Origin of the sequence: Paenibacillus polymyxa, assembly GCF_015710975.1 — a bacterium.
GTDB classification, from domain to species: Bacteria; Bacillota; Bacilli; order Paenibacillales; family Paenibacillaceae; genus Paenibacillus; species Paenibacillus polymyxa.
The window spans coordinates 2,988,363-3,012,359 of sequence record NZ_CP049783.1; the positions used below are offsets into that span (position 1 = coordinate 2,988,363).

The window sequence follows — 23,997 nt, forward strand, 5'->3', positions numbered from 1 at the left end:
TTAAGTATATCTTTAGTATGCCTCAATGAGAGGGCTTCCAATCGGCATGTGAGCATAATAGGGGAGTGTGCAAAAGCTTCACTTGGCGTTACAATAGAAATTACAGGATTTCCTGCATAAAAGAAGTTCAAGGAGGAAGTATGTATGCAAAAAATCGTCTCTCATGAAGACTTTAATAAGGCAATATCCACTTCAGGTGTAACGGTAGCTGTGTTTAAGGCGGACTGGTGCGGGGATTGTCATTTTATTGATCCGTTCATGCCTGATGTGGAACAACAATATGCAGACAAGCTTACATTAATTGAAATTGATGTAGAGCAGGCCGAAAGTGTCAGTCAAGAGCAAAATGTTCTAGGGATTCCCAGCTTTATCGCTTACAGTGAAGGGCGAGAACTGGTACGTCTGGTGAACAGGCTGCGTAAATCCCGAGAGGAAATCGAGCAGTTTTTGGACCGGGCTGTAGAAGTCCATGCTAACTTGGCAAAATAAATGATAACGGATGTATGAGGGCTCCGAAGGGAAACCTAATCATCATGATATACAGAAAGCCGCTTCCTTCCGAAGGAGGCGGCTTTCTTACGGACACGTTCACATTTTGTCAACAAAGCTCGTATGTCAAGGAACGATATATCAGTTATAATTACTTTAAGTGATCATTTCACAACATCTAAAGTGAATAAATATTATATTTGGAAGGATACGGGTGAATTCATTGAATAACAAAATCAGAATATTAAAATGGCTGGCACTCGTAACATGTATTGTCATGTTTTTGGCTACCTTCGGTGGAGGTGTCGTGACGCGAACGGATTCGGGTCTCGGCTGTGGACGAGAATTCCCGCTTTGTAATGGTAAGCTGGTTCCGGCACATACCATCGCGTCCCTTATTGAGTTCTCTCATCGCTCCGTCAGTGCCATGGCCGGAATTCTTTCTATCGCCTCGTTTGTCGGCTTTTTGCTGTTTATGAAGCATCGGAAGGATTTACAGCTATTCTCGTTGCTTACGCTATTGTTTGTTATCATACAAGGTGCGATGGGGGCGTTGGCTGTCATCTTCTCCCAATCGGCTGCAGTCATGGGACTGCATTTTGGCTTTGCGCTTATCGCTTTTGCCAGTGCGACTATGATGACGCTGGGAGCCTGGCAGGAGCATGCGGATTCACGCTACACTCCACGTCTGATTCCTGGGCGTGTCAGTCGCGGCTATCGTAACTTTATATGGCTATCAACGATCTATACCTATATTGCTGTTTATTCAGGAGCGTTGCTTAGTCATTCGGTCATCCAGAAGGTTGTAAATATTGGGGGCTTCATATCTCCACTGCTGCTTCATCAGATTTCAGCTGGACTGCTGTTCGTCATTATTTTGGCTGTGGGTCACTACTCGTACCGTTATCACCCGAATCACCGGGATATTCGTACACTGGGTGTCGTATCGGTCGTATTGATCATTCTTCAAGTAGTGATTGGCATTATCTTGCTGTACGTCAACAGACCTGAAATTTACATGTTTATCGTGCTGGGACATATGCTGGTGATTGCATCGTTGTTCTCCGTTTTGGCTTATCTGAGCTATCGTGTATGGCAATTGTCACCGGACCGCAAGCTTGTTCCGATCCAAGCACAGCGTACCTAAGCATTTCGTAGATCATAATGAAACGTATTTTTGCCCAAGAGGCGTTGGAACACGTATAATAACATCATAAGAAACAAACCAGGCCCACGAGTTTCTCGAGGGCTTGATTTGCTTAGGAGGAATCATCCAGTTGATCTACCAGAATTTGCGCCAATTTATTGAAGCGCTGCGAAAAGAAAATGATCTTAAAATTATAGAAGCACCTGTCGATCCTTATTTGGAGCTGGCTGAAATCCACCGAAGAGTCATTGAGGAAGAGGGTCCGGCACTGCTGTTTACCAATGTCAAAGGAACCCCGTTTCCTGTAGCCAGTAATTTGTTCGGCACGAATCGCCGTGTGGACATGGCTTTTGGCCCTCGTCCAGAGCAACTGATGGATGCAATTGTAGGTGCGACCAAGACGCTGCTTCCACCTACACCCAAAGCGTTGTGGAATGAACGTGGCCTGATTAAGGACATGCTAAAAGTAGGACTAAAAACAGTATCTCATAACGAAGCTCCTGTATTGGGCGTTCGCCGTACGGATGCTCCGCTGGCTCCGCTGCCTAGAGTAACCAGTTGGCACGAGGATGGAGGACCGTTCATTACGCTTCCGCTCGTGTATACCGAAAAGCCAGGTCAGTCTAAGGACCATAATTTGGGGATGTATCGCATCCAGATTTATGATGATCAGACGACAGGGATTCATTGGCAAATCCATAAAGGCGGCGGCTTCCATTATCATGAGGCAGAGCTGCGTAATGAGCCGTTGCCTACGACGATCATCATCGGTGGCCCGCCTGCTCTGATTGCGTCTGCCATTGCTCCTGCCCCGGAAAACTTGCCAGAGCTGTTGCTGGCTTCTCTGATTATGGGGGGCAAGCTGCCCATGACAGAAGACCCGCTTGGAGGCCATCGCATTCCGGCAGAAGCCGAGTTTGCGATCAGCGGCTATGTGCCGCCTCATGAACGTCGCCCGGAAGGGCCGTTTGGCGATCATTTTGGCTATTACTCATTACAACATGATTTTCCTGTGTTTCATGTCAAACATATGCATCACCGCAAAGATGCCATTTATCCGGCAACCATTGTAGGTAAGCCACGGCAGGAAGACTACTATCTCGGCGAATTTTTGCAACGTCTGTTGTCGCCCGCCTATCCGCTTGTGATGCCTTCTGTCAAGTCGTTATGGGCATATGCAGAAACAGGTGTACATGCGCTGGCAGCGGCAGTCGTACGTGAAAGCTACTCCCGTGAAGCGCTGGTATCCGGCTTTACCATTCTGGGTCAAGGTCAATTGTCGTTGACCAAATTCCTGATGCTGACGGATCGGGTGATCGATTTATCCGACTTTAACCTGTTGCTAGAAACCATTTTGGAGCGATTTAATCCAGCCAGAGATCTGTTTATTTTTAACCATACGTCTCACGATACACTCGATTACACGGGCCGCAAGCTGAATCACGGCAGCAAGGCGATTCTGATGGGGGTAGGCGAGCCTGTGCGTGAATTGCCTCGCGTTTATGAAGGCGGCGATCTGCCGGGAATTCGTGAAATCGAACCCTATTGCGGAGGTTGCCTCGTTATATCCGGCTCGTCCTTTGAGCAGGAGCCTGAACTCGCTGCGCGTGTATTGGAGCGATTAGCTGCGGGTGAGCAAGAGTGGCCGCTTGTCTTTATCGTGGACGATGCCAAAGAAGTTGTTCGCTCCCAAGCCTCGTTCCTGTGGACGGTATTCACACGCTTTAACCCGGCTACAGATATGTACGCCGACAGCGAAGTACGTTTGCATCACCTGAACTATAAGCTGCCGATTGTAGTGGATGCACGTATGAAGCCAGGCTACCCTGATGAGGTGCTACCGCGTGAGGATATAGTTAAGCTTGTAGATCAACGGTGGACGAGTTATTTCGCTTGACGCCAATTCAAGCATCTAACAGCCGGATTTTACAGATATGAAGGAGGCGTGAAGCATGATACGCAAGCTGTTGGGCGAGCCCCCACGTGAAAATCATGGCGTCCTGCTGGATGCCATGAATAGCATGTCAGACATGTTACATTTGCTGGAACGGCAAATCCAGGCCAGTGGTGATCCTACCCATGACTTTCGGAAGGCGGATATTTTAACACGTGGTCTGATGTCGTCTTTGGATGAACTGGAGCAGAGCCATCATGCTGCCGCCTTTTTCCGTATGAAAGTGAAAGCCGGATACGCTGAAGATATGAGCAAGGATGAAAAATCCGATTATGCTTTGTATGTTTTCTTTTATAAGGATGGGTTTGTGCGGGTATTCTCTATTTTGGATAAGCTTGGTAACTGGATGAATGATTTGTATGATTTAAAAACAGGGCAGTATAAGGCACATTATTCTTATTTTACTGTATTGAGACAGCTCAAATATCTCAAAATGCATCCTGTATTGACTGATAATTTGAATGATATCAAGGACACATACAACGATGCCATCAATCGCCTGCGTAAGCGTCGAAATACGGAAATACACTATATGAACACGGAAATGCAGGATGATCTCTGGCAACGTCACCGTGCTTTATATGGAAAAATCCAACTGGAGGACCTTGATCACCATCTGGAAGATTTGCAGCAGGGCTTGGAAATGGTATGCCGGTCGCTATCAAACGCATTTTCTTATACTGCGAAACAATGGGAGAACCGGGCAGTGCGCCCATAATTATGACAGAAAATATCCTTTGACAAAGCAATGTAAACTATCTATACTGAAACCTAGTTTCAGAAAAATGCTTGAATTATTTTTTTTATATAAACTTAACGGACAGCTAAAGCTGGAGTTTAACATATTTTTCTTATCCAGAGAGGTGGAGGGACTGGCCCGATGAAGCCCGGCAACCCGTTCTTTCCCGGTGTAATGCACCGGGAGGGAACATATGGTGCTAATTCCTACAAAACCGCTAGAGTTATAGCGATTTTGGCAGATGAGAAAAGGTTCGCAAGGTGGGGCCCTTTTCATTCTGTGAAAGGGGCTCTTTTTTGTATAAATAATTAGTGATTTTATACAATCCCGAGAGATGACAACTGGTTAACAGGGTAAGAAAGAAGTGAAGGAGGTCGCAGCACGTTGATAGAGCTTAAGCAATTAACCAAGCATTATGGTAAAGGTAACCGACGCGTTAATGCGTTGTCCGGGTTGAACCTTTCTATAAAGCGTGGAGAAATATTCGGGGTGATTGGTCATTCCGGGGCGGGCAAAAGTACGTTGATCCGCTGTATTAATTTATTGGAACGCCCTACTTCAGGCGAAGTATGGGTAGATGGGGTTAACCTTGTGACTGTGAGTCAAGCCCAGTTACAGAAGCAACGCCGAAAAATCGGAATGATTTTTCAACATTTTAATTTGTTGTCTTCGGCGACAGTGTATGACAACATTGCATTTCCATTGCGGCTGGTAAATACCCCAAAGCAGGAGCTAGACAAGAAAGTTCGCGAGCTGCTGGAATTGGTGGGACTGAAAGAACACAGTGGAAAATATCCGTCACAGCTCTCAGGTGGACAGAAGCAGCGGGTAGGGATTGCACGGGCACTGGCTAGTGATCCGCATGTGCTGCTGTGTGACGAAGCGACGTCTGCGCTTGATCCGCAGACGACAGGGTCTATCCTGAAATTGCTGTTGGATATTAACCAGCGCTTTAATTTGACCATCGTATTGATTACTCATGAGATGCATGTCATTCAAAGTATATGTGATCGAGTTGGCGTCATTCATGAGGGCGATATCGTGGAGCAAGGTCCGGTGGCGGAAGTGTTTTTGAAGCCACAGCACCAGGTAACTAAGGATTTTATCCAGCGGGAGGCAGAACATCCTGAGGAATTACAAGCAGCGATTGCAGCCGCAGGTAGCGGGGAATCGGCGCAGGTAGTACGTATCTCCTTCTTGGGCAGTAAAACTTATGATGCGATTCTGTCGCGTACGGCTCGAAGTACAGGTGTTGATTTTGCGATCTTGCAGGGCACCATCTCTACGATTAAAAACGTACCGTATGGACAGCTGATCGTTCGTTTTGAAGGAAACCATGAAGATATAGAGAATACGCTGCGCGAAGTGTCTGGGCAAGGACTTGATGTGGAGGTGATCGGACAATGAGCGAACTTGATTTTTCGCAAGTGAGTTGGGAAGAGCTAGGGAATTCTACGCTGGAAACCCTTCAGATGCTCGGGGCATCTGCATTGTTCACCCTCGTTATTGGATTGCCGCTCGGTATATTGTTGTTTCTGGCGAGCCGCTCCTCGTTGACTTTGATGAAGGTGATATACATTGTATTATCCTTCATCGTGAACATTTTGCGTTCCGTACCATTTATCATCTTGATCGTCGCACTTATTCCTTTTACACGATCGTTGGTAGGTACCTCGACCGGGGTGCTGGGAACCATTCCGCCATTGGTTATCGGGGCTGCTCCTTTCTTCGCACGTCTTGTCGAAACGTCACTACGTGAAGTGGACAAGGGTGTCATTGAAGCTGCACAAGCGATGGGGGCTTCGACAGGACAAATTATCCAGCGTGTGCTGTTACGCGAAGCACTGCCCGGCCTGCTCGCCGCATTAACCATTACCGTCGTTACACTCGTATCTTACACGGCAATGTCCGGTATGATCGGAGGCGGTGGACTGGGGACGCTGGCTATCAACTACGGCTATTATCGTTACGAAACGGCTGTAATGATTGTTGCGGTCGTGCTAATGGTCGTATTGGTACAACTGCTGCAAATGGCAGGAGATCGCCTCGTGCGGCATTATACTCGAAAATAGGGAAAACATATAGATATCCTTATTGATCAGGACGTCTGATCCTGAATATTACAAATTATTGGAGGGGTAACAACATGAAGAAATGGGTATTGGCTGTATTGAGCTTGACATTAATTGCGGTACTGGCTGCTTGCGGTACAAAGAGCACAACATCGGATACAAACAATGCGGCCGAAAATACAGGCGGGTCACCGCGTGAAGTCGAGCTGAAAGTTGGAGCTTCTCCTGTGCCACATGCGGAAATTTTGGAAGCGATCAAGCCTCAGTTGGAAAAAGAAGGGGTTCGTCTTCAAGTCGTTCAGTTTAACGACTATGTACAGCCGAACGTACAATTGTTTGACAAGCAACTGGATGCTAACTTTTATCAACATGTACCTTACCTGAATGTGATGAATAAAGAGCGTAAAATGGATCTGGTTTCTGTTGGCGCGGTTCATCTGGAACCATTCGGTATCTACTCTCAAAAATATAAAAAGCTTGATGAACTTCCAGACGGTGCAACAGTAGCGATTCCGAACGATGCGACCAATGGAGGCCGTGCATTGTTGCTGTTGGAGAAACAAGGTCTGATCAAGCTGAAGGACGCAAGCAACATTGAAGCTACCGTAAAAGATATTACTGAAAACAAGAAAAATCTGGAATTTAAAACTTTGGAAGCAGCTATGCTGCCACGTCAGTTGCCTGAAGTGGATATTGCGTTGATCAACACGAACTACGCTTTGGAAGCCAAGCTGAATCCGACCAAGGATGCATTGGCACTGGAAGACAAAGATTCACCATATGCTAACGTACTGGTAGCACGTCCTGATAATAAAGATTCCGAAGCGATCCAAAAACTGCTTAAAGCTTTGCAATCTCCAGAAACTAAAAAATTCATTGAAGACAAATATCAAGGCGCAATTATCCCTGCATTTTAAGCAGAAACTAAGAATGCGCTGAACGTAAACCCCAGCTTCTCTTAAACAAGAGGACTGGGGTTTCTTCTTGGCTGGAGTTGTAGGGATTGCTTAAATATTTTATACTTGGGGGTGACCGTTCTCTGTGAAGAGGAGGAAAACTGTTGAGAGACAAAGTCGCACTCATAACGGGTAGTGCCAAAGGTTTAGGTAAAATGACCGCTCTGCGTCTGGCTGATGAAGGTTGTGACATTGCCCTGAATTATGTCCATAGCCAGGCTGAAGCCGAAGCACTTAAGCGGGTAATTGAGTCTAAGGGAGTACGCTGCCTGTCTTTACAAGCAGATATCTCGGTTCAGGAAGATATCACCAGGCTGATCGGTGAAGTGCAGGATTGGCTGGGCGGAGTCGATATTATGGTGAATAATGCTGGACCGTTCATCCGGGAACGCCGTCTGTTTGCGGATTACAGTGTGGCTGAGATTCATGCCATGATACAGGGGAATCTGGTCGGTACCATGTTGCTGGATCATTTGGTATTGCCGCACATGCGTAGCCAGCAATGGGGACGTATTATTCATTTTGGCTTTGGTCATGCTGGAGAAGCAAGGGCTTGGCCGCATCGCGCCGTCTACGCAGCTGCTAAGGTGGGGCTGGTGTCTTTTACGAAGTCACTGGCTGTAGAGGAAGCTCCCTATGGCATCACGGTCAATATGATCTGTCCCGGGGATATCCGAGGAGCGAACAAGGAAAAGTCGATTGCCGATGTCATCGGCATGCAGGATACAGAGACACCGCGTGGGCGTCCAGGAAGCGGAGAGGACATTGCGCGAGTGATCGCCTATTTGTGTGAGGAGCATTCGGATTTTATAACGGGTAATATTATGGATGTGTCCGGAGGATTGGACCCCATTCGGCCAACCATATAAGATCGAGAGATCCTTTAGACGTTGTAACACAAAAAAGAGTCTTGAGCTTCGTTACCGAAGTCAAGACTCTCTGATCATTATGCATCAAGCATTAGAATACTTGTACCACTTCTTGGACGCCTTCGACTTCTTCGAGAAGAGCGCGTTCAATCCCTGCCTTCAGCGTAATTGTAGAACTTGGGCAACTGCCGCAAGCGCCTACCAGCTTCAGCTTAACGATACCATCTTCAACGTCAACCAGCTCAACGTCACCGCCATCGCGTTGCAGGAACGGACGGAGCTTATCCAGTACGTCTGCTACTTCATCATACATCTGAACGCTTTGTGCTTCGCTCATTAGAATTCAACTCCTTTCCTATACCTTGTTTATTATATTACAAAGCGGGCCAAATTAAAATGCCCGTCATCCAAAGCAGGTGAAAAAAATGTTAAGACCTATTATTGAATTTTGCACCAGTAACATGCATTTTGGTACCGATGAGATTATGGCTAAACTGGAACAGAATCCAGATTATGATGTGATTGAATACGGCTGCCTAAGCAATTGCGGTCAGTGTAACGCTGAGCCTTATGCGATGGTTAACGGTGAAATTGTATCCGCAGATTCAGCAGAGCTTCTGTACGAAGTGATTCTAAACAAAATTAAAGAAGCCGAAGCATGGGACAACCTGGATTTGGATTAAAAATAGAAGTCATCGGCAAGCCAGCTTCCTCTTGTAGGAAATATGTATTATTCATAGATGCAACAACAAAGAAGACCTGCTCTGGAAGCAGGTCTTCTTTGTTTGTTGAGTATCCAATTAGCCAAAATGGCGTTTGGACTTCCAGAGCACACCGCTCTTCAGCAGACGCGGCACTCGTCCACGCAAAGAGGTACTGCCCATAAAGCCATAACCAAACCCGGCCTTCTTGCCAAGTGCACCTAATGTACCACGTAGCTTTAAAGGATGCGGGTGAGGCGTTTGTCCTTTCCACAGGTCGCGTACAATGTGGGCAATCTGCTCACCTTGCACCTCTGCCGCCTGAGCGCTTGGAGAGTAAGGAAGGCTCGCACAGTCTCCGACGACGTACACTTCAGGATGATCCGGTATTTGATAATATTCATTTAGCACGATGCGACCCTGAGGGTCTTTAGGGACAGCTAAATCCTGCACAATTTTAACGGGCTGAATCCCGGCTGTCCATACTACCGCATCGGTCATAATTGGCTCATCACGGTTGTAAATAGCCCCTGGCTCAATACGGGAAACCGCAACGTGATTCAGCGCATTCACTTGATGCTCCTTGAACCAGGCATGTACATAAGCAGACAAACGTTGCGGAAATGCTGATAGCACCCGCTCGCCCCGATCCATAATCGTAATATTCAAATCCGCGCGGCTTTCACGTAACTCCGCAGCAATCTCGACCCCACTTAGACCGCCACCTACAATATGGACATGTCCATAAGGCTTGATTTCATTCAAGCGCAGATACGTTTGGCGGGTATGATTAAAGGATTGGATCGTACAGCTGTATTCTTCAGCTCCCGGTGTATTATGAAAACGGTCGGTACAACCTAGCGCGATGACAAGTTGGTCATAGGGCAAAGGATCACCATCTTGAAAATGAACCATTTTATTCTCAAGATCCATCGAAGTGACTTCTCCGTATTTGCGAATAAGGCGTTGTTCATCCGGAAAATGTACCCGCAAATCAAAATCAGATACGGTACCTGCCGCAAGGGCATAGTATTCTGTTTTCAGTCCCTGAAAGGGCATCCGATCCACTAAAATAACTTGAATATCGTCGGGAATGTGTTTATCCAGCAATTCTTTGGCAATGGTAAGGCCGCCATAGCCGCCCCCTAGAATAACGAAATTTTTCATCAAAATCCGCCGTCCTTTCGTTACCGTGTCCCCGGCAAATGGTCTGGTGTCTTGTCGATCTAGCACAAGTTTTGTTGTTGTAAAGCCCGGAAAGGGGCCTGCCTTTAGCAGACAGACCGACGTGTTCCGGGGCAGCTTGAGGCTGCTTGGTGTGAGTAATGGGGATAAAATGCACGCGGGAAATCTGAATCCGATGTTACACTTATTCGAAAACTTCGATTTCGTTATAGAAGGTGTCACGTTCTACAGGTATGCGTCCAGCACCTTTGACCAGCCAGATTAGCTCTTTGCGGGTCAATCCGGCAGGAGTCAACGCACCTGCGGCATGGCTGATCTGCTCGCGCACAATCGTGCCATGGACATCAGATGCGCCAAAGGTAAGAGCGACCTGCGTCAATTGCGGACCAATATTAATGAAGTAAGCTTTAACATGGTCGATATTGTCCAGCATCAAACGGCTGATCGCAATGGTTTTGAGATCCTCGTAAGCAGAGTTGCGGCGCATGATGTTGGCGTTTTTGCTTTTCGGCTGCATGGACAGTGGGATAAATACCATAAATCCATTTGTTTCATCCTGCAATTCACGAATTTGCAGCATGTGCTCAATACGATCCTGATAAGTTTCGACTGAACCGTACAGCATCGTCGTATGAGTTTTCATACCGAGATTGTGGGCCGTACGATGTACTTCAAGATAGCGGTCCACATTGGCTTTGGTAACACGCATCTTCTTCCGATATTCATCGGATAAGATTTCCGCGCCACCACCAGTCAAAGATTGAAGTCCTGCCTTTTGCAGCTCTTGAAGAACTTCTTTAACACTCAAGCCGCTTATGCGTGTGAAAAAGTCAATTTCCGCTGCAGTGTATGCTTTCAGTGTAACGTTGGGATACTTTTCATTTAGTGCCTTCAATGAATCTACATAGTATTGGAAAGGCACATGATTATTATGACCGCCGACGATATGGAATTCTCTTACGCCTGGATGGATATGTTGCTCTACATAATCAATCATTTCCTGCCCAGACAACGTATAAGAGCCTTCCTCCCCCTGATCCTTGCGGAAATTGCAGAACGCGCAGCGCGCTTCGCATACATTGGTGAAGTACAGGCTCATGTTTTCGATAAAATAAACCTTTTTACCATTCTTGCGTAAATTAGCTTCGTTAGCCAACTGGCCCAGTGTGAGAATATCGTCAGTTTCATACAAATATATACCATCTTCGAGGTTCAAACGAATCCCGTTTTGTACCTTTTCTACTATTTCCGCCATTCTGCGGTCTGTAAAAGGTGTAACTAATGTGGACATGCCTATTCCTCCTTCAAGTTGCTCTGTGCGAGGCTGCCCGCCGAATTAGCGGCACAAGCGCTTGATGCGCACAGGATGTCCCGTTCCGTCGGTAAAATCCGGCAGCGCGGATATACGATATGTGAAAAATGTTACAATGCCAGGCTACAATGATGGATGTCTCATAATTTCGCCTTTGAAATGACAAATTTCCGACAGTTTCTTTAACACACTCTTCACCTATTATAAACCTCACACCACTGGTGTTCAATACAAACGAGTAGAAAAAGAGGTGTTTAAGCCTGTAACGGAAGGACATTCCATGACTTGAGCACCTGCAAATAAGAGAGTATACTGAAGGGGAGCATGAAGTAAAAGAGGAGGATGGAGCTATGATTAACATCACCGATTCCGCTGCTGAACGCCTGAAAGAAATGCTGGAGCAGCAGGAAACGCCGAATATGTTTTTACGTCTGGGTGTTACGCCAGGTGGATGTACCGGATTTTCGTACGCCATGGGCTTTGATGACAACGAGACGGATCAGGATATATATATGAATGTACAGGATATGAAAGTAGTCGTGGAAAAGGATAGTATCCGCTATCTGGACGGTCTGGAAATCGACTTTGAAGAGTCAGGTATGTCCGGCGGTTTCACGATTCATAATCCGAATGCTGTAGCTACATGCGGCTGCGGTTCAAGCTTCCGTACAGCTACAGATGCAGGGAAACCAAGCGAAGAACCTTGTTAATTTTTCGAGTGGTGGCCTGAACTATCTCTAAAGACACGCGTTTAGGTTACGGATAACGGCCTTTGTGACGAATTTTACTCGTTGCGAAGGCCGTTTTTGTGTCGTTTACAGAAGCTAATATGGCGCGTTACAACCTGATTATGCAGTGCTTTTTTTGTTTATGTTCATCTTCTGCTTAGGATATACCGATATAACATTAAGTCTAAAGAACTATTTTGTACATAATAATTTACCTAAAGGAAGTGGAAAAAAGATGTTGAAAAAGAAATGGCTGATTACCTCTATAGTTGTGGTGGCCCTGTTTTTCAGTCAATCCGCATTGGCGGCAAAAACGTTTCCTGATGTGGACGGTACAAAATATGAATGGGCAGCTGAATCCATCCGTTCGATGGTCGACAAAGGTGTTGTCAGCGGTTATAAGGATGGGACCTTCAAGCCAGGCAAAACTATAACAAAAGCGGAATTTGTCCATATGTTTCATAAACTTTTTCCAGAAATCAATTATTCAGCTGGTAAATCTTCAGAGTTTGTGGATGCGCGCAAGCACTGGGCGCATAAAGATTTTGCAGCCATATTCAACGGGGATTATGTGTGGCCGTTTGCTGAAAGTGTGTGGGGCGATTATCCGAACTATCAATTCTATGTTAAGCCCGACAAACCGCTGACCCGATGGGATATGATGATGATTGCTTCTGTTCGAACGGATTATACCAATCAGACTCTTCACCCTGAGATTGACGAAGTCATTTCCTCAACTGCACAGTACAATGATGTGAAAGTCCGTAAGGCAAATTACAATGACAATTTCTCTGCCTACTATCCGGTACTGTACATCAACAAAACGGGAGAAGAGTACTCCTATGATGGAGATTCTCAGGATCAAAAGGCCGAAGCATTTTACACCCTTACCAAGATGGGTGTTCTTACCGCTGACAATGGATACCTTCGCCCAAAAGCGCAGGTCACACGGGCTGAAGCTGTTACCCTTTTACAGCGTTTGTATAATGCCACAACCAAGAAGTGATTTAACAAGATTGTAAAAAGGAAGAGCGCTATCCCTAAAAAGGCTAGCGCCCTTTCACTTACGCCGTGTCATTTGGTCTAAACATGAAGATTCTTGCCGTGGCTGCCTACCTGCTTTAGTCAGATTTCGTATCCATGGCGGATTCGCGACTAATCTAATTTTACTGTGCTACAATGCCCTGAAATGATCTTCAACGCCCCATCTATATTGTGCCAAACGCGTGTATAGCACATTTCATCCTCAATGGGATCATTGCCCACCGTTCCTCGTAAAGAAACGCGGGTCACCGTAACGACAGTATCCCCTAGTGGAATTACTGATTGATTAAGAACTTGAATATCTGTAAAATTTAAAACCCCCGAACGGTGGGCTTCCAGATCTGCTTCTTTGTTCAACACCTGTCCAAAGTGATTTACGAATATAAGCTTATCATGAATAAGCTCATCCAAGATCTTCACATCACTAGCCAACATTGCCTTACGTAACTTTTCCTCGTATTCGATGATTTGATTATTCTGCATATGAATAGACACCTCTTATAATAATGTTTCAAGTCATATTTAGGAAATATTATACACCTACCGAAATTCCGTGACCAATGCTCTATTGCTTCAAATCAGTAAACAGCTCCTGCGCAGTACGCACAAATAACTGTACAGCAAGTGAAGCATTGTGTAGAGAGGGGATAGCAATACCGATTTGACGCGTGATCAGAGGCGTGGTTTCCTTGACGGTCAGATCATGGGGGAACGTGGATAAGGCGAGTGAAGAGACAATTCCCATACCTAGTCCTTGTCGGACCATGCTGACTAGGGTGCTGATATTGTGAGTAATGAATTGTGCCTGCAACTGACTTTGCTCGCGTTCAAAACCTTCCATAATGGCGACCTCATGTCCACCTTTGCAAAAGATCATATCCTGTTGATTCAAGTCCCGAATGGCGATTTTGTCGCGCGATTGAAAAGGGTGACCGTCAGGCAGCAGAATAACCATGTCATCCTGACATAAGGGGATTACATCCACCTCTGGGTCTGGCAATAGAATGATTCCCGCTTCAATTTCTCTGTTATGCACCCACTCTTTAACTTCATTCGTGGAGCCTTCATGTAAATCGAAAACAAGGTTCGGATAGTGCTGACGAATATGATCAATAATCGGAGGCAGAAAATAGGCCGAGGCAGATGGAAAGGCACCAATTGTGATCGTACCCACATCCAAACCTTTTTCAGCGGCCACCTGCTGCTGTACCTTTTCCATGCTTTGCAGCATCATGCGGAATTGCAGCAGCACCTTGTGTCCGATATCTGTCAGGAGCACGCCTTTTTTTCGATCGCGCAGCAATAGCTGGACATCGAGCTCGTTCTCGATACTGGCGATGGCATGGCTGACCGCAGGTTGCGTCATATGCAGCTCATGGGCAGTTTGGGTAAAGTTTAGTGTTTCAGCTACGCGAACAAAGATCATAATCTGAGTTATAGTCATAAGTGAAAAGTTATCTCCCTTATTGAAAACATTCATTTTATTTATTAGTGATCACAGTATAAGCTAGTAAAGCAAAACTTTGCAAACGGCTGATTAGATTTTAGTCGTAAGCAAAACGCAATGAAATTCTAAGGAGAGAGACAACTATGAAAAAATTAACGCCTAAAGCTACGTTGTGGCTTGTTTTGATATTAGTAATGGTATGGGGGATCAACTGGCCGTTGACCAAACTGGCTTTGCCAGATACGCCGCCGATATTTTTTTCAGGAATCCGCACGCTGCTGGGTGGTGTGATTCTGCTGTTGTTCGCTATGCGTAATCGGAAAACCTTACGCCTTAGACAAAATGCGTGGACATATCTTGTGCTGGCTATATTTAATATTGCAGGCTACTATGGCTTGCAGACGGTAGGACTGCGTTATTTGCCTGCTGGATTATTTTCCACTTTGGTATTCCTTCAACCGATCTTGTTGGGATTATTCTCCTGGCTGTGGTTGGGAGAGCGTATGTTTCCTCTGAAGGTCATTGGACTGGTACTCGGTTTTGGTGGAGTGATCGTGATTAGCTCAGGCGGAATGGCAGGTCATTTGTCTGTGCTAGGCATTGTGTTGGGGCTAGCCTCGGGACTGTGCTGGGCGCTCGGAACGATTTATATGAAGAAAAAAAGCAAACAACTGGACTCCATTTGGGCGGTAACGATGCAACTCATTTTGGGAGGGATCATACTCAACGGGATTGGGTTTACGACCGAAAAATGGAGCGATATCCACTGGACAGCCTCATTTATCGCGATTCTATTGTTTATTTCAGTATTCGTGATTGCGATGGGCTGGATGATTTATTTTAAGCTAATCGACAATGGGGATGCAGGAACCGTCGGCTCATATACGTTTATGATTCCGGTGCTATCCACACTCTTTAGTATGGTCATGCTCAGAGAGTCCCTCACTTTCACATTTGTAGTGGGGTTGGTGCTGATTGCAGGTAGTGTGTATTTGGTAAATACAGCTTCTCCCGGAAAGCGAGCGAACCAAAGCTCGAAGGCTAATGAAACGAATTCCTGTACAAATGCTTAGAAAATATAGAATTAGGAAAAATATACTAGAATATCAGAGGGGGGGATAGTAAAATATGACTATATAAATAGAGAGGAAGTTTGGTATGGGAGAGTTAAGCGGTCATACTCAGTCTGTGGAGCCACAACCACAGCCTATTCGTAAGCTGGCAGTTGTAGCAACGGTCATTTCTGGAGTAGCTGTACTAGGCTGTATAGCCTTGGCGGTATGGAATTATAATCTGAATACGAAGGTCAATTCTTTAACTATAGCGAATGCATCGCTAAAACAGACAACACAAGCCTTAACCAAGCAACAAAATGATACAGAAGCCCTACTTGGAAAAGTTAAATTAGCAGCCAACCTGTCATCCATAACGCATCTGTTAGAGCAGACATCTGTCGTTACTGATGATTTTGTATTGGAAAAAGTGACTTTTGATGTGACAGAGGATGGCAAGTTGAAGGGTGTGCTACTGAATGTGAACAACCAACCTAATCTCGGTTTTGGCGGTGCTTATCAAGGTTATGGCAAATATAATATGTCTTCTGCTGCATTGACGAAGAAGGCAGAGGAAGTCATCGACATAGCTATGAAGGAGTACAGTACATCTGACAAGCTTCCGGTATGGGATAAGAATACGAAGGTGGAAATGACGGTTCAAAATTATCTGCTTGGTAAGCGGGAAAGCGGCACTTTTAAGCTCACTGGTCAGTAATAGGAGGAACCTAACGTTAATCCGATGCTGGACTTTACAGATTTTTGTCTTAAGTATACAAATTGAGCGGGGGAGCTAGGATATGGACAGGTACACACCTACAGCGAGGGAACGCTGGCAGATGAAACAGAGTGAGCCGCAGCCGCAGGGCTGGGTGCTCGCTCTATTTGGTTGGATTTTTTCAGGTTTGGGGTTCGTATTTAGTTTTTTTGTCATTGGAGGCTTGTTTGGGCTTATAGGTCTTGTTTTCGGAATTTTGACTAGAAAGATGGAACAAAGAAACACTCAAGGCATCCTGATTATCGTTATCAGCTCCGTTGCCATTGGCATTGGCCTATTGATTTTTATGATTTTTTTCGCGCATGGTTTTGTAGAAGGTCTGAGAGAAGGTTATAATGAGCATTATTAGGTCAGGGAGGTAACACCATTGAGTGTCATTATTTCACAGCAAATCTCGGCAACGGGTGTGAAGGAATATACGAAGGTGATGAAAACATTTGATTCCCCTTTTACACCTTTGGTTGGACAGAAAATCAGGGATACGGCATTTGGCGATATGCAATATTATGATGTCGAGGACGTATTTATTGATCTAGCGGAGAATGAGTACTGGGTAATTCTACCTGCGATTTTGCTGCATACAGATGATATTGAGGATATACGAGATGCTGTGCGTGAGTATCGTTCACACGGTTGGGAATGTACGAAGCCTTTATAAATGCATACTGCTTAAGCATCTACACGGAGACGTCTTTCTTTTGCGAGATAGGCGTTTTCTTGTGTATTTGTGTATAAACTATTCCTAATGATTGGCATGAAAAGAAAGAAATTATGCTGAAAATGCGCAAAATGTATCATTTTTTATCATAAAACGACAAGTTGGGAAATGAAAACGGACTTAATGTGTTATACTTAGTATATCAAAGGACAAGAGTCTAAAACGACCGGTAAGGCCCTTTCTTTGAAGAGCCTCTGAATGGTTCAACGTTTATCCAAAATAAATGGTCAAAAGGAAAAGGGGAAATGCTAACGTGAGAGTGAATTTGAAATTTACGAACAAAGGGCAAGTTGCAGTTGAGAAGTTCAACAATGAGGAGCTTATCGAAATCTTTAGCCGCTACATTAAAACGTTATGCAAGAAGTATGATATCTCGGTTACGGTACCTGAGGATCTGAACGAGCAGATTTTGGAAGAGGGCACCGTGAAGGTCGTGCTGGATAAGATTAATTGTGACATGGACGCTTTTTTCAAAGAGCTGAGTCGGGATATCAAGGTGCCGCTGGTCAAACGATTGGGTACCAAACTGGATAACGTGTTTAAGACCGAGGTCGTGGAGCAAGAACAGAGCCAAGAATAGAGATCAAGTCGAGACCCAATGAGAATTTGCATTATGAAATCATAAAACCTCCCGAATGGGGCGCATGGCTAGGCAATGTGCTCGTTCGGGAGGTTTTATATGCTTAAGCTGCTCTATTTAGGAGATAACATGCATGGCATGTCTGCACCTTTTAGCGTGTTGTTGTGGACGTAAGGCGCAGTTTGGCTAAATCAAACGGAGGCACCAGCCCTTCCTGCGCAGCGCGACCGAGTAAGGCTTCAATGGCGGCATAACCGCTGTCGCCCAAATTGGCGGTAAAATCGTTCACGTACAGGTCGATATGCGATTGGGCGACATCGGGTGATAGCTCTTGCGCATGAGACAATACATATTCACGCGAAGCTTCGGGATGTTTCCAAGCATATTCGACAGAGGCACGTATCCAGTTGGTGATCGCATCCAGATCCAGTGTACGACGGGCAATAATAGCTCCGAGCGGGATTGGCAGCCCTGTATCTTCTTCCCACCAGTTCCCTAGGTCAACTTGCTTGCTAAGTCCATAGGACGGATATGTGAAGCGTGCTTCATGAATCACCAATCCTGCATCTATCTCTCCGTCACGGACAGCAGGCATAATTTGGTCGAACGGCATCACGACGATCTCGCCGACACCTCCAGGCACATGCTTGGCCGCCCATAGACGGAACAGCAGATAAGCGGTGGAACGTTCACTTGGAACAGCTACACGCTTGCCGGATAGGGCTTTCGGACCTTCGACGGTGGAACCTTCCTTAGTCAGCACGAGCGGTCCACAGCCCCGGCCCAGTGCACCACCACAAGGCAGCAGGGCGTATTCATCCAGCACCCAAGGAAGTGCAGCGTACGAAATTTTCATGATATCAAGTCCGTCTGGTGTGATCGCCAGATTGTTGGTGATGTCGATATCGGCGAATGTAATGTCCAGCGCGGGTGCGCCCGGAATCAATCCATGCACCAAGGCATGGAAGACAAAAGTGTCGTTAGGACAAGGTGAAAAAGCAATTTGCATCTATATAACCTCCGTTAATGTAGAAAATGCGGCTTCCAGCGCTTGCAAAGCCTCTTTGATTCGCCAGGATGCACGGTCACGTGGACCAACAGTATTGGAAATCGTGCGAATCTCCATCATCGGCAGCTCGAACCTGTTGGCCGCCACGGCTACTCCGTAACCCTCCATCGCTTCGGCAGCAGCGCCGGGAACGCGTTTGGCTAGGCGTTCCGCTGTAGCCGCTGTGCCGGTGGCCGTCGAGACGGTCAGGATCGGTCCGGCGACGGCCGTCTGGCCAGCGTCACGCAACGCCTGAACGAATCGCTGCGCGGTGGCAGCGTTCACGGCAATGCGGCTGGAGCCAAAACCCAGCTCGTCCACGCTGCTGAAGCCCTCTGCCGTCTCTGCCCCTAAGTCGGCGGCAATAATCGCGTCAGCAACGACGACGCTCTCCAGTGCAGCGACCTTCACGAAGCCGCCCCCAATTCCGGCGCTAATGACCAGACGGTAGCCGCCAGTGGCCAGTGCCAACGCGGTTGAAGCCGCTGCGGACGGAGCGCCTACACCAGCCAGCTCGACCACAAAGCGAGTGTCGCCTTTCAGGCCGCGCAGCACAGCCTCCCGTTCGCCTTCAACCGCGGTCATGACCAGGATGCGCCCATCTGATGTTGTATGCTCCATCGGTTGATTCCCCTTTAAATTTAGGTAATATGCTTTCTTATCATACTGCTTTTCCAAACGATGTTCAAAAAAAGTCAACAAAAAAAGCGCTCTATGGCGCTTTTTCGGAGAAAACTGCAAGATTCAACAGATATGAAAATTGGTAGATTAAACATATAACCATTCTAATCTGGAAGAACGGCGCAGACATAGCATATAATAATTATATCGGCTGATCCTTCGTGATTAGCTGAAACATGGTGATATTGCGGTCATAATGGCTTGGGGTCCCATCCTGATTGCGCACCCGAATCATCTCGCTACTGAACAATTCGATATAACCACAGCCTATCTCACAGTATACGCCCGCAGGGTCTTCTTGCCAGACCGAAACGAGGTGTTGAGACAGCGCCGCGGTAAAAAATTCGATGTTTTTTTGCAGTACGCGTGGCGTTTTCTTGGGTTCCATAATGTAAATCCTCCCTATATCATGCCATTTGAAAATCAGCAATTGAACGTGGCTACTAAGTGGTTATTACGCATCATAATGAACTTAATCAACTGAAAAAGGTACGGTTCGTCATTCTACTCTATGAAACAGACGTAAACACTGTACCGCTTAATGCTATTTTTGTAAAGCATCCGTTTGACCTTTTCAACATCCATTGTGTGTTTACACACATTTTACATTGCGTTTACACTTCTGTGATGCTAGTGCGTTTCATCTAATAGTACAATTAAGGGTAACTATACTGCATGAAATTGATGGAGGCCATATGTTGATAGAGAGTCAGAAGAAGGATAAAGCCGGGTCAGAACGTTACTTTAACCGAGATTTAAGCTGGATTGAATTTAATCGTCGTGTGCTCCAGGAGGCTCAGGATGCAGATACACCGTTGCTGGAAAGAGCCAAATTCTTAGCAATTGTGTCCAGCAATTTGGATGAGTTTATGGCTGTTCGTGTTGCAGAGACGCGCGAGAAGATCAAGGCTGGTTTTATGCAAAAGGATTTTACGGGTTATACCCCCTCCGGTTTGTACAAGCGCCTGATCAAGCGTACCGTCTCGATGGTATCCGAGCAATACCGGACCTATCGTGATATTTCTCGCCTATTGACGAAAAAAGGTCTTTTGCTGCTTGAATATAATGACTTAAATACGACACAGCGCAAGTCGCTGGATGCATATTTTCATGAAATTATATTTCCGGTGCTTACACCGATGGCGGTCGATCAAAGCCGTCCTTTTCCACTGGTTCATAATAAATACGTATATTTGGCAGTTGTCTTGAAACGTCCAGGAGATACGGAGGAGGATAAGCCGCTTTTTGCCATTGTGCAGGTGCCTTCCAATATTCCGCGTGTCGTTTCGGTGCCGTTACGTTCCAATAGCAAGAAGAAATCATTTATTTTAATTGAGGAACTGATTAAGCATCATATACAAACGTTGTTTTCTGGATATATCCCCGAGGCGGTTCATGCCTTTCGGGTTACGCGTAACTCTGATTTGTCCATTAATGAAGAAGAGATTGAAGATTTGCTCGAAGAGATTGAAAAAGAACTACGTCGAAGACGGCGGGGAGCACCGGTCAGACTGGAAGTGGAAAAAGGGATTAATCCCTTTGCCCTGATGGAACTTCAACGCGAATTCAAGCTGTTCGATCATGTATTTGAGATCGACGGGCCGTTAGATCTGACGTTTTTGTCGTCTTTTGCCGATCATTTGGAGGGGTATTCGCATCTGAAATTTCCGGCAATCAAACCATTGTATCCAGAAGAACTGCCTCCGCAAGAGGATATCTTTAACGTACTTCGCAAACGGGACGTGCTCGTGTACCATCCGTATGAATCGTTCGATGCGGTAACTGATTTTATCATTGAGGCATCAGAGGACCCGGATGTAATGGCCATTAAGATGACCCTGTACCGTGTCAATGGAGAATCGAAGCTCATTCCGGCTCTGGCACGTGCAGCCGAATCGGGCAAGCAGGTGACCGTAGTGGTCGAGCTGAAGGCACGTTTTGACGAGGAACGTAATATTGCTTGGGCGCGTACGCTTGAAAAAGCTGGCTGTCATGTAGTATACGGGTTGGTCGGCTTGAAGACGCACGCCAAAATTATTCTAATAGTACGCCGTGAACGTAATGTGCTCAAACGATACGTGCATGTCGGAACTGGCAACTACAATGAAAGCACGGCACGTGTATATACGGATATCGGGTTATTCACAGCGGATCCGGTGCTGGGTGAGGATGCCTCTGAGCTGTTCAATGAAATTACGGGCTTCTCGGCGCTCAAGACCCCGCAAGCTTTCACCGTAGCCCCGACGGGAATGAAAAATAAGCTGTTCGACCTGATCCGCAGGGAAGCGGAGCAAGCACTTGCAGGCAAGCCAGCCCGTATTATTGCTAAAATTAATTCTTTATCCAATCAGGAAATGATTGATGAACTATATGCGGCTTCTCAAGCAGGTGTGAAGATTGATTTAATCATTCGAGGGGTCTGCTGTTTACGCCCTGGAGTGGAGGGCTTTAGCGAGAACATTCGGGTTATCAGTATTGTCGACCGTTTCCTAGAGCATTCCAGACTGTTTTACTTTGAAAATGCAGGTCATTCGGAGCTATTCTTGTCCAGCGCGGATTGGATGACTCGCAATCTGACTCGCCGGATTGAGCTGATGTGCCCAATTTATGACGACCGAATCAAAGAAATGCTAGTGGATATTTTACGTTTATCCTTGAAGGATAATGTAAAAGCACGCCAGCTTCTGCCGAATGGCAGCTATCAATTTGTAGCCAGAAACAACGAAGAGGCTCCCATCAGGAGCCAATTCGAAGCAATGAAGGTTAAAAACTGGAAGAAGGAAGAATGGACCACGACAACGTAAGATTCCAGGCCTTTTGAAAATCTTTTGCGACAGCCACCAGCTCCCGTTGCTCCAGAATCGGTTCACTCTTGCTTTCCAGGCGAATATGCAGCGCATCGTCTCCTGTCGTGGGATGGATGCCGGAGATGATGCCGGATTCGCTACGATCCATACCGATTGCTAGCTGGAGCAGCGAGCCGAGCCGGTGTACACGTTCTTCGTCGGAAGGCTCCAAAATATCTGCATGTGTGCGCAGCAAGCGGGGAGTCCGGTTTTTAGGGTGGTAATCAGCGATCAGCGCGGCTAGCACTGTTTCCCGGTGAGATAAGCCGCCAATGCCTGCGTGCAAGATCCAGAACACGGAATGCTGGCGGAAGTGATAGTAATTCAAGGCTGCGCCTGTTTTGTAAAGAGTTGCTGCGGTCAGTAACAAGCGTTTGTCCATAGCGATTGAAGGTCCCTCAGCTAAAGTGTCATAGAGCCGGACGGCGTACTCGTTAACCCGCTTGACATGCGCTTCGCTAACCGGGACAGCAAACGACAAGATATTGCGAATGGACGCGATGAGCGGATTAGCCACCACAGGCTGTTCAGCGTTGACTAGCTCATGAAACAGGCCGTCTCGCAGACCCGCTCCACTGACCAAATATGCGGAGCCTTGAGCAGCTTCAAAGATCGTTTTCAATATAATGAGACCCGGTACGATAATGTCGGCTCTGTCTTTGGACAGGCCGGCTGTTTTTTTGCGTTTTTCATAGGGGAGATGAGGCAGACTGCTATAAAAATAATCGACATCTTCTATTGTCATTTCGTAATGGTGTGTCACAGGAAGCGAGTAATCCTGCCGTTTCTGATTGATTTTAGCCAAAGTACGGAGGGTTCCACCCAGCCCGATAAACGGCAGACCCGGATTGGAGAAGATCCAATCATGGTTTTGCAGTGAAGAACGGACAAAGCTCTCCATTTCTTCAATCTGTCCAGAAGACCATTCGCCATTCTTGACCTCACGTCCAAAGCGCCAATTCATATTGACTGCGCCAAAGGGAAATGAAACTGTATGCAGCCGTGTTCGATCCCGGAACAGCGTAATTTCGGTACTGCCGCCCCCGATGTCAATAATAATGCCGTCACTCACATTCATTGTATTCACTACGCCCAGAAAACCGGCATAGCCCTCTTGCTCCCCACTCAGGATTTCCAATGTTAAATTTGTCTCTTCCGCAATCCATTGAACAATTTCGTCCGAATTGGCCGCATTGCGGATGGCCGCTGTTGCTGCTGCACGCATACGAACAACCCCGTGCATACGGCAAACTTCCATAAATTGGCGTAGCAATGGAGCGATGCTGCGGATTGCTTCTCGTTCCATACGGCCGTTGGCCCCAACCTTTTCGCTCAGTCGGGCAGCTTCTTTGCATTCCTGCACAATTCGATAAGCACCAGTCTCTGTCATTTCATAGATCACGAGACGTATGGAGTTTGAGCCAATGTCCATGATGCCAATTTTGCTATTCATGAGTTGACCTCCTTGTTGAAAGAAACAATTTGCAGCAAATTTAACTGCTCCGTTCTAAATGGTATTCAGATTATTGTCATTGTACCAGTGTTGTCCGGTGCATGCTACCGTTCGTCATGATCTTGTCGAAATAGACACATGATCCTGACAATCACCCAAGAATAGCACACCTCTATTGAGTATGTATAAGTATAGCTG

General features: G+C 46.3%; 26 protein-coding genes and 1 riboswitch. Of the genes, 17 read left to right on the forward strand and 9 right to left on the reverse strand.

Going from position 1 to position 23,997, the window contains the following annotated elements:
- Nucleotides 1-144 precede the first annotated feature (144 nt).
- The 8 genes from G7035_RS13375 (at nucleotide 145) to G7035_RS13410 (ending at nucleotide 8,226) form a co-directional block, all read left to right on the forward strand.
- Nucleotides 145-489, forward strand: coding sequence for a thioredoxin family protein (locus tag G7035_RS13375; RefSeq protein WP_016820001.1), 345 nt, complete (start codon nucleotides 145-147; stop codon nucleotides 487-489).
- Nucleotides 490-703: 214 nt separating this feature from the next.
- Nucleotides 704-1,636, forward strand: coding sequence for a COX15/CtaA family protein (locus G7035_RS13380; protein WP_019688534.1), 933 nt, complete (start codon nucleotides 704-706; stop codon nucleotides 1,634-1,636).
- 130 nt (nucleotides 1,637-1,766) lie between these two features.
- Nucleotides 1,767-3,533 carry a UbiD family decarboxylase gene (locus G7035_RS13385; RefSeq protein WP_017427280.1) on the forward strand — a complete coding sequence of 589 codons (1,767 nt, stop codon included), beginning with the start codon at nucleotides 1,767-1,769 and terminating at the stop codon, nucleotides 3,531-3,533.
- A 55-nt stretch (nucleotides 3,534-3,588) separates the two neighbouring features.
- On the forward strand, nucleotides 3,589-4,308 hold the full coding sequence (locus G7035_RS13390) for a Cthe_2314 family HEPN domain-containing protein (protein WP_019688533.1): 720 nt from the start codon (nucleotides 3,589-3,591) through the stop codon (nucleotides 4,306-4,308).
- A 130-nt stretch (nucleotides 4,309-4,438) separates the two neighbouring features.
- Nucleotides 4,439-4,577, forward strand: a riboswitch (SAM riboswitch).
- Between the two features lie 136 nt (nucleotides 4,578-4,713).
- The gene (locus tag G7035_RS13395; protein WP_019688531.1) at nucleotides 4,714-5,736 is read left to right on the forward strand and encodes a methionine ABC transporter ATP-binding protein; all 1,023 of its coding nucleotides are present in this window, start codon (nucleotides 4,714-4,716) and stop codon (nucleotides 5,734-5,736) included.
- Nucleotides 5,733-6,401 (forward strand): methionine ABC transporter permease, encoded by a 669-nt coding sequence (locus tag G7035_RS13400; protein WP_019688530.1) that lies wholly within the window; start codon nucleotides 5,733-5,735, stop codon nucleotides 6,399-6,401. The genes G7035_RS13395 and G7035_RS13400 overlap by 4 nt, the downstream gene beginning before the upstream one ends.
- A gap of 74 nt (nucleotides 6,402-6,475) precedes the next feature.
- On the forward strand, nucleotides 6,476-7,318 hold the full coding sequence (locus G7035_RS13405; RefSeq protein ID WP_017427284.1) for a MetQ/NlpA family ABC transporter substrate-binding protein: 843 nt from the start codon (nucleotides 6,476-6,478) through the stop codon (nucleotides 7,316-7,318).
- Nucleotides 7,319-7,461: 143 nt separating this feature from the next.
- The gene (locus tag G7035_RS13410) at nucleotides 7,462-8,226 is read left to right on the forward strand and encodes an SDR family oxidoreductase (RefSeq protein WP_019688529.1); all 765 of its coding nucleotides are present in this window, start codon (nucleotides 7,462-7,464) and stop codon (nucleotides 8,224-8,226) included.
- A 91-nt stretch (nucleotides 8,227-8,317) separates the two neighbouring features.
- Here the strand turns inward: G7035_RS13410 and G7035_RS13415 are convergent, their stop codons facing one another.
- Complete coding sequence (locus G7035_RS13415; RefSeq protein WP_013372910.1) at nucleotides 8,318-8,563, reverse strand: NifU family protein; 246 nt, start codon at nucleotides 8,561-8,563, stop codon at nucleotides 8,318-8,320.
- A gap of 88 nt (nucleotides 8,564-8,651) precedes the next feature.
- Here G7035_RS13415 and G7035_RS13420 point away from each other — a divergent pair, with 88 nt between their 5' ends.
- A complete protein-coding gene (locus G7035_RS13420) occupies nucleotides 8,652-8,909 on the forward strand; it encodes a YuzB family protein (RefSeq protein WP_013372909.1) in 258 nt (85 codons plus the stop codon).
- A 117-nt stretch (nucleotides 8,910-9,026) separates the two neighbouring features.
- On the opposite strand, the gene G7035_RS13425 is transcribed toward G7035_RS13420, so the two are convergent.
- The gene (locus tag G7035_RS13425; RefSeq protein ID WP_019688528.1) at nucleotides 9,027-10,094 is read right to left on the reverse strand and encodes an NAD(P)/FAD-dependent oxidoreductase; all 1,068 of its coding nucleotides are present in this window, start codon (nucleotides 10,092-10,094) and stop codon (nucleotides 9,027-9,029) included.
- A gap of 202 nt (nucleotides 10,095-10,296) precedes the next feature.
- Complete coding sequence (gene mqnE / locus G7035_RS13430) at nucleotides 10,297-11,403, reverse strand: aminofutalosine synthase MqnE (protein ID WP_016820012.1); 1,107 nt, start codon at nucleotides 11,401-11,403, stop codon at nucleotides 10,297-10,299.
- 371 nt (nucleotides 11,404-11,774) lie between these two features.
- On the opposite strand from mqnE, the gene G7035_RS13435 reads away from it, so the two are divergent.
- Both G7035_RS13435 and G7035_RS13440 read left to right on the forward strand, forming a co-directional pair.
- Entirely contained in the window at nucleotides 11,775-12,134 is a 360-nt protein-coding gene (locus G7035_RS13435; RefSeq protein ID WP_016820013.1) for a HesB/IscA family protein, read from the forward strand.
- Nucleotides 12,135-12,387: 253 nt separating this feature from the next.
- Nucleotides 12,388-13,158 carry an S-layer homology domain-containing protein gene (locus tag G7035_RS13440; protein WP_017427287.1) on the forward strand — a complete coding sequence of 257 codons (771 nt, stop codon included), beginning with the start codon at nucleotides 12,388-12,390 and terminating at the stop codon, nucleotides 13,156-13,158.
- A 149-nt stretch (nucleotides 13,159-13,307) separates the two neighbouring features.
- Here the strand turns inward: G7035_RS13440 and G7035_RS13445 are convergent, their stop codons facing one another.
- The gene (locus G7035_RS13445; protein ID WP_019688527.1) at nucleotides 13,308-13,679 is read right to left on the reverse strand and encodes a nuclear transport factor 2 family protein; all 372 of its coding nucleotides are present in this window, start codon (nucleotides 13,677-13,679) and stop codon (nucleotides 13,308-13,310) included.
- Nucleotides 13,680-13,761: 82 nt separating this feature from the next.
- A complete protein-coding gene (locus G7035_RS13450; RefSeq protein ID WP_019688526.1) occupies nucleotides 13,762-14,640 on the reverse strand; it encodes a LysR family transcriptional regulator in 879 nt (292 codons plus the stop codon).
- Between the two features lie 146 nt (nucleotides 14,641-14,786).
- Between G7035_RS13450 and G7035_RS13455 the strand changes: the two genes are divergently transcribed.
- From G7035_RS13455 to G7035_RS13475, 5 genes are all read left to right on the forward strand, one after another.
- The gene (locus G7035_RS13455; protein ID WP_016820016.1) at nucleotides 14,787-15,716 is read left to right on the forward strand and encodes a DMT family transporter; all 930 of its coding nucleotides are present in this window, start codon (nucleotides 14,787-14,789) and stop codon (nucleotides 15,714-15,716) included.
- An 85-nt stretch (nucleotides 15,717-15,801) separates the two neighbouring features.
- A complete protein-coding gene (locus tag G7035_RS13460) occupies nucleotides 15,802-16,413 on the forward strand; it encodes a hypothetical protein (protein WP_019688525.1) in 612 nt (203 codons plus the stop codon).
- A gap of 82 nt (nucleotides 16,414-16,495) precedes the next feature.
- Nucleotides 16,496-16,822: a hypothetical protein gene (locus G7035_RS13465; protein WP_016820018.1), complete on the forward strand. Its 327-nt coding sequence runs from the start codon at nucleotides 16,496-16,498 to the stop codon at nucleotides 16,820-16,822.
- An 18-nt stretch (nucleotides 16,823-16,840) separates the two neighbouring features.
- Nucleotides 16,841-17,131, forward strand: a complete 291-nt coding sequence (locus G7035_RS13470) for a hypothetical protein (RefSeq protein WP_019688524.1) — start codon at nucleotides 16,841-16,843, stop codon at nucleotides 17,129-17,131.
- A gap of 313 nt (nucleotides 17,132-17,444) precedes the next feature.
- The gene (locus G7035_RS13475) at nucleotides 17,445-17,771 is read left to right on the forward strand and encodes a hypothetical protein (protein ID WP_019688523.1); all 327 of its coding nucleotides are present in this window, start codon (nucleotides 17,445-17,447) and stop codon (nucleotides 17,769-17,771) included.
- 151 nt (nucleotides 17,772-17,922) lie between these two features.
- Here G7035_RS13475 and G7035_RS13480 read toward each other — a convergent pair whose 3' ends face one another.
- From G7035_RS13480 to G7035_RS13490, 3 genes are all read right to left on the reverse strand, one after another.
- On the reverse strand, nucleotides 17,923-18,780 hold the full coding sequence (locus G7035_RS13480) for a 1,4-dihydroxy-6-naphtoate synthase (RefSeq protein ID WP_019688522.1): 858 nt from the start codon (nucleotides 18,778-18,780) through the stop codon (nucleotides 17,923-17,925).
- Entirely contained in the window at nucleotides 18,781-19,440 is a 660-nt protein-coding gene (locus G7035_RS13485; protein WP_019688521.1) for a futalosine hydrolase, read from the reverse strand.
- A 202-nt stretch (nucleotides 19,441-19,642) separates the two neighbouring features.
- Nucleotides 19,643-19,888, reverse strand: coding sequence for a hypothetical protein (locus G7035_RS13490; protein WP_016820022.1), 246 nt, complete (start codon nucleotides 19,886-19,888; stop codon nucleotides 19,643-19,645).
- Nucleotides 19,889-20,195: 307 nt separating this feature from the next.
- Between G7035_RS13490 and ppk1 the strand changes: the two genes are divergently transcribed.
- Complete coding sequence (gene ppk1, locus G7035_RS13495; protein WP_019688520.1) at nucleotides 20,196-22,304, forward strand: polyphosphate kinase 1; 2,109 nt, start codon at nucleotides 20,196-20,198, stop codon at nucleotides 22,302-22,304.
- Here ppk1 and G7035_RS13500 read toward each other — a convergent pair.
- A complete protein-coding gene (locus G7035_RS13500) occupies nucleotides 22,264-23,799 on the reverse strand; it encodes a Ppx/GppA phosphatase family protein (RefSeq protein WP_019688519.1) in 1,536 nt (511 codons plus the stop codon). The two genes, ppk1 and G7035_RS13500, sit on opposite strands and share 41 nt — an antisense overlap.
- Nucleotides 23,800-23,997: the final 198 nt, after the last annotated feature.

What these genes read in the sequence shown, in the direction of transcription:
- G7035_RS13375 (WP_016820001.1), top strand. Translation starts at nt 145, where the DNA reads ATGCAAAAAATCGTCTCTCATGAAGACTTTAATAAGGCAATATCCACT.
- G7035_RS13390 (WP_019688533.1), top strand. Translation starts at nt 3,589, where the DNA reads ATGATACGCAAGCTGTTGGGCGAGCCCCCACGTGAAAATCATGGCGTC.
- G7035_RS13400 (WP_019688530.1), top strand. Translation starts at nt 5,733, where the DNA reads ATGAGCGAACTTGATTTTTCGCAAGTGAGTTGGGAAGAGCTAGGGAAT.
- G7035_RS13405 (WP_017427284.1), top strand. Translation starts at nt 6,476, where the DNA reads ATGAAGAAATGGGTATTGGCTGTATTGAGCTTGACATTAATTGCGGTA.
- G7035_RS13415 (WP_013372910.1), bottom strand. Translation starts at nt 8,563, where the DNA reads ATGAGCGAAGCACAAAGCGTTCAGATGTATGATGAAGTAGCAGACGTA.
- G7035_RS13420 (WP_013372909.1), top strand. Translation starts at nt 8,652, where the DNA reads ATGTTAAGACCTATTATTGAATTTTGCACCAGTAACATGCATTTTGGT.
- G7035_RS13425 (WP_019688528.1), bottom strand. Translation starts at nt 10,094, where the DNA reads ATGAAAAATTTCGTTATTCTAGGGGGCGGCTATGGCGGCCTTACCATT.
- mqnE (WP_016820012.1), bottom strand. Translation starts at nt 11,403, where the DNA reads ATGTCCACATTAGTTACACCTTTTACAGACCGCAGAATGGCGGAAATA.
- G7035_RS13435 (WP_016820013.1), top strand. Translation starts at nt 11,775, where the DNA reads ATGATTAACATCACCGATTCCGCTGCTGAACGCCTGAAAGAAATGCTG.
- G7035_RS13440 (WP_017427287.1), top strand. Translation starts at nt 12,388, where the DNA reads ATGTTGAAAAAGAAATGGCTGATTACCTCTATAGTTGTGGTGGCCCTG.
- G7035_RS13445 (WP_019688527.1), bottom strand. Translation starts at nt 13,679, where the DNA reads ATGCAGAATAATCAAATCATCGAATACGAGGAAAAGTTACGTAAGGCA.
- G7035_RS13450 (WP_019688526.1), bottom strand. Translation starts at nt 14,640, where the DNA reads ATGACTATAACTCAGATTATGATCTTTGTTCGCGTAGCTGAAACACTA.
- G7035_RS13455 (WP_016820016.1), top strand. Translation starts at nt 14,787, where the DNA reads ATGAAAAAATTAACGCCTAAAGCTACGTTGTGGCTTGTTTTGATATTA.
- G7035_RS13460 (WP_019688525.1), top strand. Translation starts at nt 15,802, where the DNA reads ATGGGAGAGTTAAGCGGTCATACTCAGTCTGTGGAGCCACAACCACAG.
- G7035_RS13465 (WP_016820018.1), top strand. Translation starts at nt 16,496, where the DNA reads ATGGACAGGTACACACCTACAGCGAGGGAACGCTGGCAGATGAAACAG.
- G7035_RS13480 (WP_019688522.1), bottom strand. Translation starts at nt 18,780, where the DNA reads ATGCAAATTGCTTTTTCACCTTGTCCTAACGACACTTTTGTCTTCCAT.
- G7035_RS13485 (WP_019688521.1), bottom strand. Translation starts at nt 19,440, where the DNA reads ATGGAGCATACAACATCAGATGGGCGCATCCTGGTCATGACCGCGGTT.
- G7035_RS13490 (WP_016820022.1), bottom strand. Translation starts at nt 19,888, where the DNA reads ATGGAACCCAAGAAAACGCCACGCGTACTGCAAAAAAACATCGAATTT.
- ppk1 (WP_019688520.1), top strand. Translation starts at nt 20,196, where the DNA reads ATGTTGATAGAGAGTCAGAAGAAGGATAAAGCCGGGTCAGAACGTTAC.
- G7035_RS13500 (WP_019688519.1), bottom strand. Translation starts at nt 23,799, where the DNA reads ATGAATAGCAAAATTGGCATCATGGACATTGGCTCAAACTCCATACGT.